General features: G+C 56.0%; 11 protein-coding genes and 2 tRNA genes. 2 read left to right on the top strand and 11 right to left on the bottom strand.

The genetic code is table 11. From position 1 onward, the window contains the following. Positions 1-104: 104 nt before the first annotated feature. On the bottom strand, positions 105-4,073 hold the full coding sequence (locus CMO10_RS04125) for a hybrid sensor histidine kinase/response regulator (protein WP_297018998.1): 3,969 nt from the start codon (positions 4,071-4,073) through the stop codon (positions 105-107). A 161-nt stretch (positions 4,074-4,234) separates the two neighbouring features. On the opposite strand from CMO10_RS04125, the gene CMO10_RS04120 reads away from it, so the two are divergent. Then, positions 4,235-4,627, top strand: coding sequence for a hypothetical protein (locus CMO10_RS04120; protein WP_297018997.1), 393 nt, complete (start codon positions 4,235-4,237; stop codon positions 4,625-4,627). 76 nt (positions 4,628-4,703) lie between these two features. Here CMO10_RS04120 and CMO10_RS04115 read toward each other — a convergent pair whose 3' ends face one another. The 3 genes from CMO10_RS04115 to CMO10_RS04105 all read right to left on the bottom strand — a co-directional run bounded on the left by CMO10_RS04115 (position 4,704) and on the right by CMO10_RS04105 (position 7,824). Then, the gene (locus CMO10_RS04115; RefSeq protein ID WP_297018996.1) at positions 4,704-5,804 is read right to left on the bottom strand and encodes a TRAP transporter substrate-binding protein; all 1,101 of its coding nucleotides are present in this window, start codon (positions 5,802-5,804) and stop codon (positions 4,704-4,706) included. 260 nt (positions 5,805-6,064) lie between these two features. Next, on the bottom strand, positions 6,065-7,156 hold the full coding sequence (locus tag CMO10_RS04110) for a TRAP transporter substrate-binding protein (protein ID WP_297018995.1): 1,092 nt from the start codon (positions 7,154-7,156) through the stop codon (positions 6,065-6,067). Positions 7,157-7,323: 167 nt separating this feature from the next. After that, positions 7,324-7,824 (bottom strand): hypothetical protein, encoded by a 501-nt coding sequence (locus tag CMO10_RS04105; protein WP_297018994.1) that lies wholly within the window; start codon positions 7,822-7,824, stop codon positions 7,324-7,326. 248 nt (positions 7,825-8,072) lie between these two features. Between CMO10_RS04105 and CMO10_RS04100 the strand changes: the two genes are divergently transcribed. Beyond that, positions 8,073-9,392 (top strand): globin-coupled sensor protein, encoded by a 1,320-nt coding sequence (locus CMO10_RS04100; protein WP_297018993.1) that lies wholly within the window; start codon positions 8,073-8,075, stop codon positions 9,390-9,392. A gap of 101 nt (positions 9,393-9,493) precedes the next feature. On the opposite strand, the gene CMO10_RS04095 is transcribed toward CMO10_RS04100, so the two are convergent. The 7 genes from CMO10_RS04095 to CMO10_RS04065 all read right to left on the bottom strand — a co-directional run bounded on the left by CMO10_RS04095 (position 9,494) and on the right by CMO10_RS04065 (position 13,493). After that, on the bottom strand, positions 9,494-10,459 hold the full coding sequence (locus tag CMO10_RS04095) for an energy transducer TonB (protein ID WP_297018992.1): 966 nt from the start codon (positions 10,457-10,459) through the stop codon (positions 9,494-9,496). A 1-nt stretch (position 10,460) separates the two neighbouring features. Then, the gene (locus tag CMO10_RS04090) at positions 10,461-10,868 is read right to left on the bottom strand and encodes an ExbD/TolR family protein (RefSeq protein ID WP_008892304.1); all 408 of its coding nucleotides are present in this window, start codon (positions 10,866-10,868) and stop codon (positions 10,461-10,463) included. After that, a complete protein-coding gene (locus CMO10_RS04085) occupies positions 10,865-11,254 on the bottom strand; it encodes an ExbD/TolR family protein (RefSeq protein ID WP_297018991.1) in 390 nt (129 codons plus the stop codon). Before CMO10_RS04085 ends, CMO10_RS04090 begins: the two co-directional genes overlap by 4 nt. Positions 11,255-11,277: 23 nt before the next feature. Beyond that, positions 11,278-12,159, bottom strand: coding sequence for a MotA/TolQ/ExbB proton channel family protein (locus tag CMO10_RS04080; RefSeq protein WP_297018990.1), 882 nt, complete (start codon positions 12,157-12,159; stop codon positions 11,278-11,280). Positions 12,160-12,429: 270 nt separating this feature from the next. Beyond that, positions 12,430-12,505, bottom strand: a tRNA-Lys gene (locus tag CMO10_RS04075). 256 nt (positions 12,506-12,761) lie between these two features. After that, a tRNA-Lys gene (locus CMO10_RS04070) sits at positions 12,762-12,837 on the bottom strand. 152 nt (positions 12,838-12,989) lie between these two features. Continuing rightward, a complete protein-coding gene (locus tag CMO10_RS04065) occupies positions 12,990-13,493 on the bottom strand; it encodes a peptidylprolyl isomerase (protein WP_297018989.1) in 504 nt (167 codons plus the stop codon). Positions 13,494-13,543: the final 50 nt, after the last annotated feature.

Genomic DNA, 13,543 nt, shown 5'->3' with positions numbered 1-13,543 from the left:
TCTCACCCCGGACTAGCTATTGAAAATTGACATACACGCTTTTCTTGAGACTAGTCGGATCAACCAATACATGTCCAGAGCATAGCGCCCACTCGTTAGGGTGGTCATGCCACCGCATCACTCTCCAACCGGTTAAGCGCCCGTGTCATCAGGGCGCGCAGCTTGGCCGGACGGAGGGGTTTGTTAAGCAGGGAGAATCCTTGCTCGGCGATCAAGTCGGCGGTTTCGGTTGAGCGGTCGGCGGTGATGATGACGCCAGGAACGTTAACACCGTGAACATCACGCAGCCGCATTAAGACATCTAGGCCGGTTTGGCCGGAATCAAGATGGTAATCGGCAAGGATAATATCCGGTGCAAAGGGTTGTTTACCGTCCTCGGCCTTGGTCAGGGCATCTTCGGCCAGCTTGCCGGATTGGGCGGTGACAACGACGCAATCCCAGTTTTCCAGCATGGCGCGCATGCCATCAAGGATATCGGGTTCGTTATCAAGGCACAGCACGCGTAAGCCGCCCAACTCGCCCGCCATGCGACGTTTGGGTTTTGGAGTGGCGGTTGTGTCGGCAACACCAAGCGGCACTTCGACCGAGAAGACCGTGCCACGACCGGGGCGGGAGCGCACCGAAACCGGGTGACCCAGCGACTTGCCAAGACGGTCCACAATGGCAAGGCCAAGGCCAAGTCCCTTCACATCCGCGGTTTCCGGGCCTTCAAGGCGATGGAATTCGCGGAAGATGATTTTCAGTTTGTCTTCGGGGATGCCCGGCCCGCTATCCCAGACTTCCAGTTTCAGCTTATCCCCACGGACACGGCAGCCGACCACCGCCCCACCAGTGCGGGTATAGCGCATGGCGTTGGAAATGAAGTTCTGCAGGATACGCCTAAGCAGTCGACTGTCACTGCGCACCCAAAGATCGCGTTTATGGACCTTGAAGCTGAGCCCCGCATTTTCGGCAATCGGGCCGAATTCGGTTTCAAGCGCGCCCAACACATCATTAATGGCAAAGTCCCGCACGGTCGGCTGCATCGCACCTGCATCGAGCTTGCAGATATCAAGGAGTTCATTGAGCAACTCCTCAACGCCCTTAAGCGATAGGTCGACCTTGCCGACCAGATCCAGCACGTCTTCGGCCAAGCCCTGCTTGCCGCCAAGTGCTACCGTAAACAGGCGCGCGGCATTCAGCGGCTGCAAAAGATCGTGGCTGGCGGCGGCAAAGAAGCGGGTTTTGGTGTCGTTGGCGGTTTCGGCCTGCTCCTTGGCATCCGAGAGTTCGGAGTTCAGGACTTCCAACGCGTGCGTTCGTTCGGTCACGCGGGCTTCGAGGCCCTCGTTGGCTTCCTTGAGTGCCTGTTCTGCCGTCTTGCGCTCGGTGATGTCATGATAGATGCAGAAATAGCCCAGCACTTCGCCGGTTTCATCAAAGTGCGGGATATAGGTGCCCTCGGCATAGCGGCCTTCGCGCACGCCAAGGGTGGCGCGTTCGTCATTGCGGTTGCGCGTGATGGCGGGGAATTCGATCTCGAAACTTTGGCGATAGCCCTGCAGCACCAGCTCGATCATGGGTGCGAGATGGACATAGCGCTCCTCGCCCACCGCTTCGCGGACCGACATGCCGTGTGCCTCAACCCTTCTCAGGCCAAACATCCGCTCATAAGGGCGGTTGGTAAAGCGCAGGCGCTGATTTTTATCGGCATAGGCAATCATCACCGGGATGTTGTCGGTATAGATCCGGATGTTGCGTTCACTATCACGGAGCGCTTCTTCGGTGCGCACGCGCGCAGTGATATCGGCAATGGTGGCGACAAAGCCGCCATCAGGCATCGGGTTGGTGCGGACTTCAAGCACCATGCCATCGGCACGCTTGCGCTCATAGGTGTGGGGCAAACGGCGCATCTGCGGGGCGGCATTCCGGCCAAGCAGGATATCAATGTCGACCGCCCGGTTGCCGTTATCGCGGCAGATATGAACAAGTTCGGAGAGCGGTAGTGTTACCTGAATATCGCTGGTCGAAATGCCCAGCAGATCAATGAAACGATGGTTCCATGTCGCAAGGCGCAAGTTCTGATCAAACACCCCTACCCCTTGCGAGATGTTTTCAAGCGTGTTGAGCAGAAGGTCGCGGTTGAACTTGATGGCCTCGGACGCTTCATCAAGCAGCTCCATCGCATCACGGCGTGAAACAGCCTTATCCGGCAACAACAACGCCATCACCACGCGCGAGGATGCAGCCCCCACAGCACCCGACAGCAAATGTTCGGTAAAGTTCGCGGCATCGACGTCGGCAATATCGGAACGCTTGGTTTCACCGTCACGTGCTTGCAGGTAATTGCGAAAGGCGCGCTGTGCCCAGTGTTTACCCAGGAAACGCGCAGCCAAGTCTTCAAGATCGCCCAGCGTCACCCGGCCCGGCCAGGTATCATTGCGTGCCCGCGTATCCTTGCGCCAGACATCGACAAAGACCTGTGCCTGACGGCGTTGGGTAACACCCTGCACCCCAACGGCAGAGCCAACAAACATCAAAACGAAGTTGACCCCAAGCGACCAGACAACCCCGTGGGTCAAATGATCTTCAATCCCAACCCCCAAAAGCGCCTGCGGGTTCAAAATGCCAATGCCAAACGGTCCGTCTGTCAGGATCGAGGATGGCAGCAAGCCCCCCTGCACAAAGGTCGGCATCAGAAGCGTATAGGCCCAAAGGCCGAAACCGGACAGAAGCCCCAACCGCACCCCGGTCCGGTTGATGTTTTTAAGATAGATCGCCGCCAGAACCGCCGGGCCGAACTGCGCCATGGCGGCAAAGGACAGGATGCCGATATCGGCCAGTGCATAGTTTTCCGCCAAGAAGCGATAGAAGCCATAGGCCAGAAACAAGATGACAATGATGGCCGCACGGCGGATTTTCAAAAGCACCTGACTGACATCGCCAGACATGCGTTTCTGAAGGCGCTCGGAACGCAGCAAAAGCGGCATGACCAGATCGTTACAGACCATGGTCGACACCGCGACACAGGACACAATCCCCATGCCGGTGCTGGCCGAAAGCCCGCCGATAAAGGCAAATACCGCCAGCCAGTTCTGCCCGCCCAGCAAGGGTAAGGTCAGAACAAAGGTATCGGGATTGACCGCCGGGTTATGGCCAAACATGAACAGACCGGCAATCGCAATCGGCACGACAAAGATGTTGATCGCAATCAGATAGGCCGGGAACAGCCAGCGCGCGCTGGTCAGGTTGCGGCTGTCATCATTTTCAACAAAGGTGACGTGGAACTGACGCGGCAGACAGAAAATGGCAAAGCCCGCCAGCATGGTGGCGATAAAGAAGTTCGATGTCAGCCAGGTATCAGGCAGGAAAAGTTGCCGTACCGTTGGATCAGCCAACGCCCGTTTATTGATATCGGCAAAGCCATCAAACATCCCGTAGACAACAAAGAAGCCGACCATCAAAAGCGCAGCCAGCTTGACCAGGCTTTCAAACGCCACCGCCAGAATAAGTCCGTCGTGATGTTCGGATGCGTGGATATAACGTACACCAAACAGGATCGCGAAAACCGCCATCAGGATGGTGACATAAAATGCGGTATCCTTGGAAAAATGGCCTTCGGAATGGCGGACAACCTGTTCGCCAAGATCGCCGATCAGCACATCAAAGGACATCGAAACGGCTTTGAGCTGCAGCGAAATATAGGCAAGCACACCCACCACCGCGATGAGGGCCACCAGGGCGGCGAGGCTTTGGCTTTTGCCATAGCGCGAGCCGAGGAAATCGGCGATGGAGGTGATGTTTTGCTTATGACAGACGCGGGCGATCTTGGTCATGATGCCAAAGCCGACAATCATCACCACAATCGGGCCGATATAGATCGGCAGGAACGCCCAACCGTCTGTCGCAGCCGACCCCACCGAACCAAAAAACGTCCAGCTTGTGCAATAGACCGCCATCGACAGGGCATAGATCGATGGTTTGAGCTTGGATGAGCGCCACTTGTCGGCGTATTTGTCGCCATAATGGGCAATGGCAAACAACAACCCGATATAGGTCATGGCAACAATAAAGATCAGTCCGCCCTGGATCATCCGCGCGTAGCCCTGTGTGTCATTCTGTAACCGGCTTCTATTCCGGCCGCCAATTCAGGCGGTTAGGATAAACTCTGATCGGGGACTATACCACGGGGGCGTTATTGTCTAAAACGGCGCAAATCGATTTGAGACCAAAGATCAAGGAAAGCGTGGTTCAGATGGCTTCTGATTATGGCTTTTACGCCGGTATCCTGCGGTTCGTTGCCAAGAAAACCGAAACCGATGACGCGGAAATCCGTATCATGATGGGCCATCTGGCCGGGATTTCCGATGCGATTGAACAGACCGGCCGCTTCATGGTTGAGCGCAACAATTGCGAAAGTGCCGCACGCGCCTTTGCCGGTGTCGCCAAGTTCCTGCAGGAACGCATCCTGCCAGAGGCGCTTAATGCCGGGAATGAAGGCGCTGTCGAACAGCTTAAATGGGCGATTGAAACATCGCTGGTGCTGGCCGCCGAACTGGTCAAACGTGCTGCGAACGAAGATCTCAAGGATCAGGACAGGTTCACCTTTGACCTGCCCGCCGCCCCGAACGCGCCGACAGTTCACTAAGCCCGATTAAATCGCGAAAACAAAAAAGGCCGACATCCGAAGGTGCCGGCCTTTCTCATTTGGATGTGCGTAAAGCTTAGTAGTTGCCGTTGGCAAAGACGTTGGCGCGCTGGTTAAGCGCGGTTGCCTCGAATTCCTTGCCGTACGGGGCGGCTTTCTTGGCGAAGTCCATCAGCGACGCATAGATGCGGCCATTGAGGTCATTCTTGCCGGCAATTTCTTCAACCGCTTCTTTGGCAGCACCGGCAAAGGCATTGATCAGATCGTCATTGAAGTGACGGATCTCGGTACCTTTATCAAGGATCGCCTGATAGGACTGAACGTTGTTAAACGTGAAGTCCGACAGGGTCTGCTCAACATTGGCCTGCGCGGCAACAGCAACGATTTCCTGCAGGTCTTCGGGCAGTTCTGCGAACTTGTCCTTGTTGATGAAGACTTCGATGCCCGAACCCGGTTCGGCGAATGCCGGGGTGTAGTAGTATTTGGCAACCGATGCGAGGCCAAAGGCATAATCGTTCCAGGGGCCAACCCACTCGGCCGCGTCAATCGCACCAGACTGCAGGCTTGGCAGGATGTCTGCAGCCGGAAGCAGCGACGGGGGCGCACCCAGACGGCGCATGGCTTCGCCACCGATACCGGCATAACGGACTTTGAGACCTTGCAGGTCTTCGACCGAGTTGATTTCCTTATTGAACCAGCCACCGGCCTGAAGGCCCGTGTTACCAGCCAGGAACGGCTTGACGTTGAACTGGGCATACAGTTCATCCCAAAGCGCCTGACCACCGCCAAAACGCAGCCAGCCGGAAAGCTCCCACGCCATCAGACCAAACGGAATGGTGGTGAAGAACGAAACAGCCGGGTCCTTGCCAAACCAGTAATACGGGGTGGCATGTGCCAGATCGGCAACGCCCTGCTCGACCGCATCCATGCATTCAAGAGCCGGAACCAGTTCGCCCGCACCGTAAACGGTGATGTTCAGGCGACCGCCGGACATCTTGTTGACACGCTCGGCAAACAGTTCGCCGTTCGCACCAAGACCCGGGGTCCCTTTTGGCCAGGGCATAACCATACGCCAGTTGATGGTGTCATTGGCTTTGACGATCGATGGTGCGGCGGCAGTGGCGGCAAATGCGCCTGCGGCAACGCCAGCGCCGCCCAGAAACGCGCGACGTTTCATTGTGGGGCTCCCAATATTGGTAAAATTTTGCGTAAAAAGTTCACGAAGCTAATTTCGTAACCTTGTTTGCGGCCAAAGTTACGGTTTTTGGCGCAGGCAACAATTAACGATTGCGGGATGCTGCATCGCACTGAGCGCATGACATCGACATTTCATCGACAAATCTTCAACCATAAGACCAAACAAAAAGGGACTGCCAAGCTGGCAGTCCCTGATCGGGGGTCGAACCGTTAGGTCCGACAAAGATTTAAAGTCTGGTCTTAGTAGCCCCAGACCTTTGCACGGTGCAGAAGTCCGGTAGCTTCGAACTCCTTGCCATAACGTGCAGCTTTCTTGGTGAAATCAAGGTAGCTGGCTGCAATCCGACCCGACAGATCGTTTTGGGCAGCGATTTCATCAACAGCAGCCTTGGAATGTTCGGCCAGCGTCATGATGACTTCATCAGGGAACTGACGCACTTCAACGCCCTTGTCGATCAGCGGCTGATAGGACTGGATGTTGTTGAAGGTGAAGTCGGCAAAGGTGTTTTCGGCAATCGCCTGTGCGGCAAAGCGAATGATCGCCTGCAGATCAGCGCCAAGTTCGTTGAACTTGTCCTTGCCAACGAAGATCTCAAGACCCGGGCCAGGCTCATGGAAGGCCGGGGTGTAGTAGTATTTAGCAACCTGATAGAGGCCAAAGGCCATATCGTTCCACGGGCCAACCCACTCGGCCGCGTCAATTGCGCCCGACTGCATCGCCGGCAGGATTTCACCCGGCGGGATCATGGTGGCGTTGGCGCCGGCACGGCGCATTGCTTCGCCGCCAAGACCGGCATAGCGCATTTTCAGGCCCTGCAGGTCATCAAGGGAATTGATTTCCTTGTTGAACCAGCCACCGGCCTGCATGCCGGAGTTACCGGCGTAGAACGGAACGACATTGAATTCGTTGTAGGCTTCTTCCCAAAGCTTCTGGCCATCGCCAAAGCGGATCCAGCTTGAAAGCTCCCACGCGGTCAGACCGAACGGAATGGTCGAGAAGAAGTTGAGAGCCGGGTTTTTACCCTGCCAGTAATAAGGGGTACCGTGCGCCATTTCGACCACGCCCTGTTCGACCGCATCCATGCATTCGAACGGCGGCACCAGTTCGCCAGCACCATAAATGGTGATGTTCAGGCGACCACCCGACATCTCCTTGACCATGGCGGCGAATTTTTCGGCATTGGTGCCAAGCCCCGGCGTGCCTTTCGGCCATGGCATAACCATGCGCCAATTCAGCGTTTCCTGCGCGGATACGACAGCCGGTGCTGCAACAGAAGCAGCAACCGCACCTGCACCCAATCCCGCCCCTTTAAGGAACTGACGACGTTTCATTTCGATCCCCTTAGATTCTTGTGTTTTGGTGGTTTTTTGCGCAACCACCGGCCTGCGGAGGGGGATTTTGGCTAAAACGGTCGCCGTTTTCCACTATTTTTGCGGAAAATGGGAAATATTTTTCCGTGACGCTACGGAATTAAGGCTTTCGGGCCGTCTTGGTACTTTTACGACCCAAGGTAGCGATTGTAATCGGCGACAAACTGTTCAACCGTCCCGGCGCCTTGGGGGGTGTTGTAGTACTGCTTCCAATAGGCAGCCAGCCCGTTGACGTCATTCGGATCGGTCGGCATCGCGGTCGGTGCGCGGTAATAACGAATGCGGCACAGGGCGGTCGCGTAAGCCAGATTGGTCGCCAGTTGGGCATCCTTGTTCGGTGTGCCATCCGACTGTGCCGGTTGAGGAGCCAAAAAACCATCGACCTTGGCTTTCAGGTCAGCACGGTAATCAAGGTAATTTTCATAGCAATCATGAAGGGTTGCCGGCTCCATCTGAAAAATTCCAAGGGCCGGACCTCCGCCGACCTGTTCGATGTAATCGCCAAGATGGCTCTCATGGGCAGCCGTCCCCATGATCAGGTTTTCCGCGACATCAGGTGCAGGCAATCCAAGAGCGGCCAGAACCGGTTTGACAACAAGGGTACGCAGCTGCGTGGCATTGATAGGCATAGGGGCCTCCGATCAACCAAAGGTATACACACCCCTATGACGTCGCAGCGTTGGAAATGAGAAATTTTTTCCAGATTTTCGCGCTATCCGGGCAAATTTATCGAAAAAACCGCATCCAGCCCCCCTTAAAAACATAAAAATATAACCTTATGTATAGTCGAACTATTCATCTTCAGACCAACCTAAAGTTAGATCGCCCCGTTTTGAAGTGTTCCAAGCTATTCGCCGTTTGTGGGGGACCAAAAGTGATGCATCCAGAGCTAAAACGCCGTCTTGACTTCATTGGACTGGACGAACCGAAGATCAAACAGCTCATTCGGGCATGGCCAGTGATCGAGAAAAACCTGCCCGCCATGCTTGATGAATTCTATCGAAAAGTGATGGGTAACGCCGAGCTGGCCAAAATCGTTGGCGATCCGTCCAATATCGACGGCCTCAAGAACGCCCAGCGCAAGCACTGGGCAAAACTCTTTGACGGCACTTTTGACGAGGAGTTCTATGAAGAGGTCCGCCGCATCGGCAAGGCCCATGAACGCATCGGATTGACGCCGGAATCCTATGTGTCGGCCTATAATTTCATGTTGGGCGAAATCACACTCGTCCTGTGCAAAAACTTCCACCGCGATGCCCAACTCCCCACTATGGTCATCGCTTGCACCAATGCCCTGTTGGTCGATGTCGAAATGGCCATCACGGTCTATTACGAAGAGACCGAAAAAACCTATTACAAGAAGCTGCAGGAAATGTCCGATGAGTTCGAAAAGATCATCGGGACAGTTGTTTCTGCCGTTTCCAGCTCGGCCTCGGATATGTCACAGGCATCTGAAACCCTGATGACCAGCATGCAGGAAACCCAGGGCGAAGTTGAAAAAGCCCGCGGTGCTGCAGAGATTTCCGCCGACAACGCGACCACGGTTGCCGGTGCGGCGGAGGAACTTGATAGTTCCATTCGAGAAATCTCAAGCCAGGTCTCGCGCGCATCGACCATTTCCAGTGATGTCGAAGATTCTGTGCGTCAGACCTCGGATACGATTGAGGCCCTTAATACCGCCGCAGAGCAAATCGGAACTGTGGTGGACCTGATCGACAAGATCGCAAGTCAGACCAACCTGCTTGCCCTTAACGCGACAATTGAGGCCGCGCGTGCAGGCGAAGCCGGTAAAGGTTTTGCCGTTGTCGCAAGCGAGGTCAAAAACCTTGCCAACCAGACAGCCAAGGCCACTGGCGACATTACCGAACAAATCAACAATGTGCAGCAAAGCACGGTGGCGGCGGTTAATGCCATCCATGGCGTTGCCGGTCAGATCAGCAGTATTGTTGATTCTGTTACGGCGATCTCGGCCGCCGTCGAACAACAGGCTGCAGCAACCACGGAAATCAGTGGCAACATCAACGCGGTATCGTCGGCCAACCGCGAGGTCAACAGCAGCCTTGAGACCGTCAATGGCACAGCAACCCGAACCAGTTCGGTCGCCTTGAACGTTTCAGAAGTATCGCAGACACTAAAACAGAATTCCGAGCAACTGCGTAGAGATGTCGATGCCTTCATCACCAAACTGACATCTTAAACCTCCCCTGTTCCGAGGTTTGCGACCCTAGCGGTCGCGCGCCTCGGACGGGGTAATGCCAAACAAAAACGCCAGCCCCGAAAGGCTGGCGTTTTTTGGTTCTAGTGCAGCTGATAGGCCACCGGCACGGTCCAGGTGACCTGTTGCTCGGTCATCTCATCGGGGAATGGCGGGAATTTCCGTACCCGTTCGATTAGCCGTTCGGTTTCGCGATCAAGGATGCTTGATCCGCTCGACGTCACCATGGTTGCTTCAAGCACCGTGCCGTCACGCGCAATGACAAGACGAATGCGGTTCTCGCCTTCGATCCGGCGGCGCATGGCGCGTTCGGGATATTCGCGGAAGCGCGCCAGTGTCTCAAGCACCGATGACTGATAATCGACCATCATCGCCTGACTTGCGGCACCGCCACCACTACCGGTCGATGAGCTTGCTGCCTGGCTTTCCGATGTCTCGCCAACCGTCCCCTCAGACTTGACCGAGTTCGTCAGCCCGGAGGGCTGTGGCGTTGGCTGGGCGGCCTGTTCGACCGGCTCGGGCAGCTTGGGGGCTTCGGGCTGTTCCACAGGCGGTTTCGGCTTCATCCGCACCGGCAGGACTTCGGCCAGCTCCTGTTCGACAACCGGCTCGGGCTCAGGCTCCGGCTCGACGACCTCTTTGACAACCGGTTCGGGTTCAGGGATCGGCTCGGGCTGTTCTTCGACGATTTCGGGTTCCGGCTCCGGCTCAGGCTCCGGGATCACTTCCGGCTCGGGTTCCGGTTCAGGCTCGGGCTCGACCACTTCTTCGGGGACCGGTTCAGGTTCTGTCTCTTGCTCGGGATCGGGTTCGACGATTTCCTCGGGCACCTCGGCCGCGGTGCTGTCCACCGCCTCGGCACTTTCGGCATCGGTTTGGGCCTCGCCCGTTTCGGACTGCCCGGCACCAAGCGAAATGCTGATGCTTTGCACGGCCCCTGCCCCGCCCCAACCCGATGGCTGCGGGTCTGGCATGGCAAGGACGATGCCACCCGTCAGGACAAGGCCGGTCAAACCGGTTGCAATCAAAAGGTCAACGCGTTTGGACATGCTATTCCTGACCCGGCTGCATTGCAGTCATCAACTGGACCTTCTCGATGCCAAGTTCCTGAAGGCGTGCCAGAAGGGTCACGACCTTTGCCCCTTCGACCTCACGGTCGGCACGGATTTCAACCGGACGGCCGATATAATCAGCGGGCAACATCGACGACAGGCGATCAAGCCCGCCGGTCAGATCATCAATCCCGATCTCGCCATTGCTGCCAAACCAAAGAACAATCGTGTCTTCGGGTTGGCCTTCAGCGGTCTGGCTGGCCGGTGGGTCGACTTCAAAGGGGCCAAGCTTTTGCAAACTTCCGGCAATCATGAAAAAGATCAAAAGCAGAAAGACGATGTTGATCAAAGGCAACATCGGTTCCTGAACCGGTCCGTCTTCGGCAATCTGGATGCGGCGCTTCATTCGATGAACTCCACATCCGTCACACCACCACGCCCCAGCGTATCCATCACTTCGACCAGTCGCTGCAGATTGGCGCCATTGACCGGGCGCAGGCGAACCGGTGCGCCGTCATGATTGCGCAGAAGTGTCGGTGCCAGGTTGGATAGCGCAATCGCATTGCCATTGATCGACAGGCCGCCATTCACATCGACCTCGACCGTGACCGGGCGGGTATCGCTTTGGCTGGTGGATCTGCCATCGGTGATACTGACCGACATCTCAAACCCCTTCCAATCAAGGAAGCTTGAGGCCAGCATGAAAAAGATCAGCAGGATAAAGACAACATCAATCAGCGGGGTCAGACCGATCATCGGTGATGAACCGCTGTTGCGTTCGCGCAGCTGCATGGGGCGACTTCCGGAAACGGGGGTTATTCGGCGGCGTGGCGCAGTTCGGAAACGTTGGAAACGCGGTGCAGTGCCTTCTGGGCCAGTTCACCACGATTGACCACCAGCGTGCAGACATCTTCCATGGTGGCCGCTGCACGGCTAATCACACCCTGCATCCACATATGGAACGCGGTTGCCGGGATCGCGACCACAAGGCCAATGGCCGTCGTCAGAAGTGCCAACCAGATACCACCAGACAGCACAGACGGGTCAATACGGCTTCCGGCCCCCTCCATGCGCTGGAACGCCTCGATCATGCCCATAACCGTCCCCAGCAGGCCCAGAAGCGGGCTGAGCACCGCAATAGCAGACATAATGCGCAGTCCACCATTCAGCCCATCGATTTCCTTGCGTGCACGTGCTGCAATCAGATCCGATGCTGCTTCACGGTCATCAGCAGAATTTACCGGCAGCGTCATGCCCGAAAGACCGATACGGGCCGCCGGATGGCGACGACGTGCCAGAACCTCGGCAGCCTGTTCTTCGTCACCTGAGCTCAGGTGACGTTCGACGTCCTTTACAAAGCCATCGGCAAAAACACCGCGCCGCAGGAAACCCACCAGCTTGTAAAAGAAAACCACCAGGCCGATCAGGGCCATGGCCGCCAGCACCCAGCCGACAACACCGGCCCGGTCGACCTGTTCGATCACCGGCAGACCGACAAAGCCGTCAAGCATGCCATTTGACTGGGTCGTTGCACTTGCATCAATGGCAAGCCCGGTATTCGGGTCCACCATGACAGAGCCGTCCGCATTCAGGTTTCCGGTCGCAGTGTCAGCGCCCACCGGGGCCAGTGCGCCATCGGAAGAAAGCGGGGTTTGCGCATCCGTGGATGCGGCCGATGAATTTACAGGGTCAGACATGTAACTTTCCCGATCACAAAATTGATCATCACCAGAAGTCCTGCTCTGGTGCATTTGAAACTGATTTGCATTCTTTACAGTAAACGGCATTGCGATGCAATCGCAACCAGCAAGCCGGACAAGATTTTCATGTCATTGCTCCCTGCCCCAAACGGATCATGCAGGGACGTACCGGACAAGGCGAGAATGGCGTTATCGGACGAGGAAACAGGGTGGCAAAAGCCGGATATGCAAAACCCCCGGAACTTCTGGGTTCCAGGGGTTTTGAATTGGTGAGCCCGACAGGATTCGAACCTGTGGCCAACTGATTAAAAGTCAGTTGCTCTACCAACTGAGCTACGGGCCCTCAACGTTGGTGAGCGGCGTTTTAATGGGCTGGGCGGCATCGGTCAACCCCCCTTTTTATGCGAAGATGCACATCAGCCATGAAAAGATCGAAAATGCCGAAAAATCACCCTCAAAAAACATCCTGAAATGCCATGACGAGGATCGTGATATCACCACGGCGAAAACAGCGCCGGGCCATCAGGATCGGAAAATTCGGGAAGGGAATTTTGAACAAATAAAAAGCCCCCGAAACCGGTTAGGTTTCAGGGGCTTATTGGTGAGCCCGACAGGATTCGAACCTGTGGCCAACTGATTAAAAGTCAGTTGCTCTACCAACTGAGCTACGGGCCCTCAAGGTTGGTGAAGCGCGTTTTAATGGCACAGGCGGCATCGGTCAACACCTGTTTTCCATATTTTGGCTCTTTTTGCGCATTCAGCCCCAAAAACGCGAAAGCCGCCCCACAAAGGGACGGCTTTCGGTTGCAATGATTTGATAGCTGCGATTATTGCGCGTCAGCAGCAACCTGCATTTTGACGATCTGATCCGGGTCGGCAACGCTGCCATTGGCCCAAGGTGCACCCTTTTTGATCATGTCGACATATTCCATGCCCTCGGTCACTTCGCCCCAGATGGTGTACTGGCCATCAAGATGCGGTGCATCGGCAAAGACGATGAAGAACTGGGAATCCGCGCTGTTCGGATTGGCCGAGCGCGCCATGGAAACGGTGCCACGCACGTGACGTTCGCTGGAGAACTCGGCATCGAGTTTCTGGCCCGAACCGCCGGTACCATTACCCTTGGGATCACCCGTCTGGGCCATGAAGCCTTCGATCACACGATGGAACTTCAGCCCATCGTAAAAGCCTTCACGGGTGAGTTCCTTGATCCGGGCAACATGGTTCGGTGCCAGATCCGGGCGAAGCTGGATCACAACGCGGCCATCTTTCAGGTCAAGATAAAGCGTGTTCTCCAGATCCTGTGCGACGGCGTCGTTTCCAGTGGACATGGTGATAAATCCTAGTACGAGTGCGATAATTGAAAATAGACGAAAAAGAC

It is taken from the genome of Thalassospira sp. (assembly GCF_002709775.1).
Taxonomy (GTDB): domain Bacteria; phylum Pseudomonadota; class Alphaproteobacteria; order Rhodospirillales; family Thalassospiraceae; genus Thalassospira.
This window is presented reverse-complemented; position numbering and strand designations above follow the sequence as displayed.

What these genes read in the sequence shown, in the direction of transcription:
- CMO10_RS04090 (WP_008892304.1), bottom strand. Translation starts at nt 10,868, where the DNA reads ATGAAGCGCCGCATCCAGATTGCCGAAGACGGACCGGTTCAGGAACCG.
- CMO10_RS04085 (WP_297018991.1), bottom strand. Translation starts at nt 11,254, where the DNA reads ATGCAGCTGCGCGAACGCAACAGCGGTTCATCACCGATGATCGGTCTG.
- CMO10_RS04125 (WP_297018998.1), bottom strand. Translation starts at nt 4,073, where the DNA reads ATGATCCAGGGCGGACTGATCTTTATTGTTGCCATGACCTATATCGGG.
- CMO10_RS04105 (WP_297018994.1), bottom strand. Translation starts at nt 7,824, where the DNA reads ATGCCTATCAATGCCACGCAGCTGCGTACCCTTGTTGTCAAACCGGTT.
- CMO10_RS04065 (WP_297018989.1), bottom strand. Translation starts at nt 13,493, where the DNA reads ATGTCCACTGGAAACGACGCCGTCGCACAGGATCTGGAGAACACGCTT.
- CMO10_RS04100 (WP_297018993.1), top strand. Translation starts at nt 8,073, where the DNA reads ATGCATCCAGAGCTAAAACGCCGTCTTGACTTCATTGGACTGGACGAA.
- CMO10_RS04120 (WP_297018997.1), top strand. Translation starts at nt 4,235, where the DNA reads ATGGCTTCTGATTATGGCTTTTACGCCGGTATCCTGCGGTTCGTTGCC.
- CMO10_RS04115 (WP_297018996.1), bottom strand. Translation starts at nt 5,804, where the DNA reads ATGAAACGTCGCGCGTTTCTGGGCGGCGCTGGCGTTGCCGCAGGCGCA.
- CMO10_RS04095 (WP_297018992.1), bottom strand. Translation starts at nt 10,459, where the DNA reads ATGTCCAAACGCGTTGACCTTTTGATTGCAACCGGTTTGACCGGCCTT.
- CMO10_RS04080 (WP_297018990.1), bottom strand. Translation starts at nt 12,159, where the DNA reads ATGTCTGACCCTGTAAATTCATCGGCCGCATCCACGGATGCGCAAACC.
- CMO10_RS04110 (WP_297018995.1), bottom strand. Translation starts at nt 7,156, where the DNA reads ATGAAACGTCGTCAGTTCCTTAAAGGGGCGGGATTGGGTGCAGGTGCG.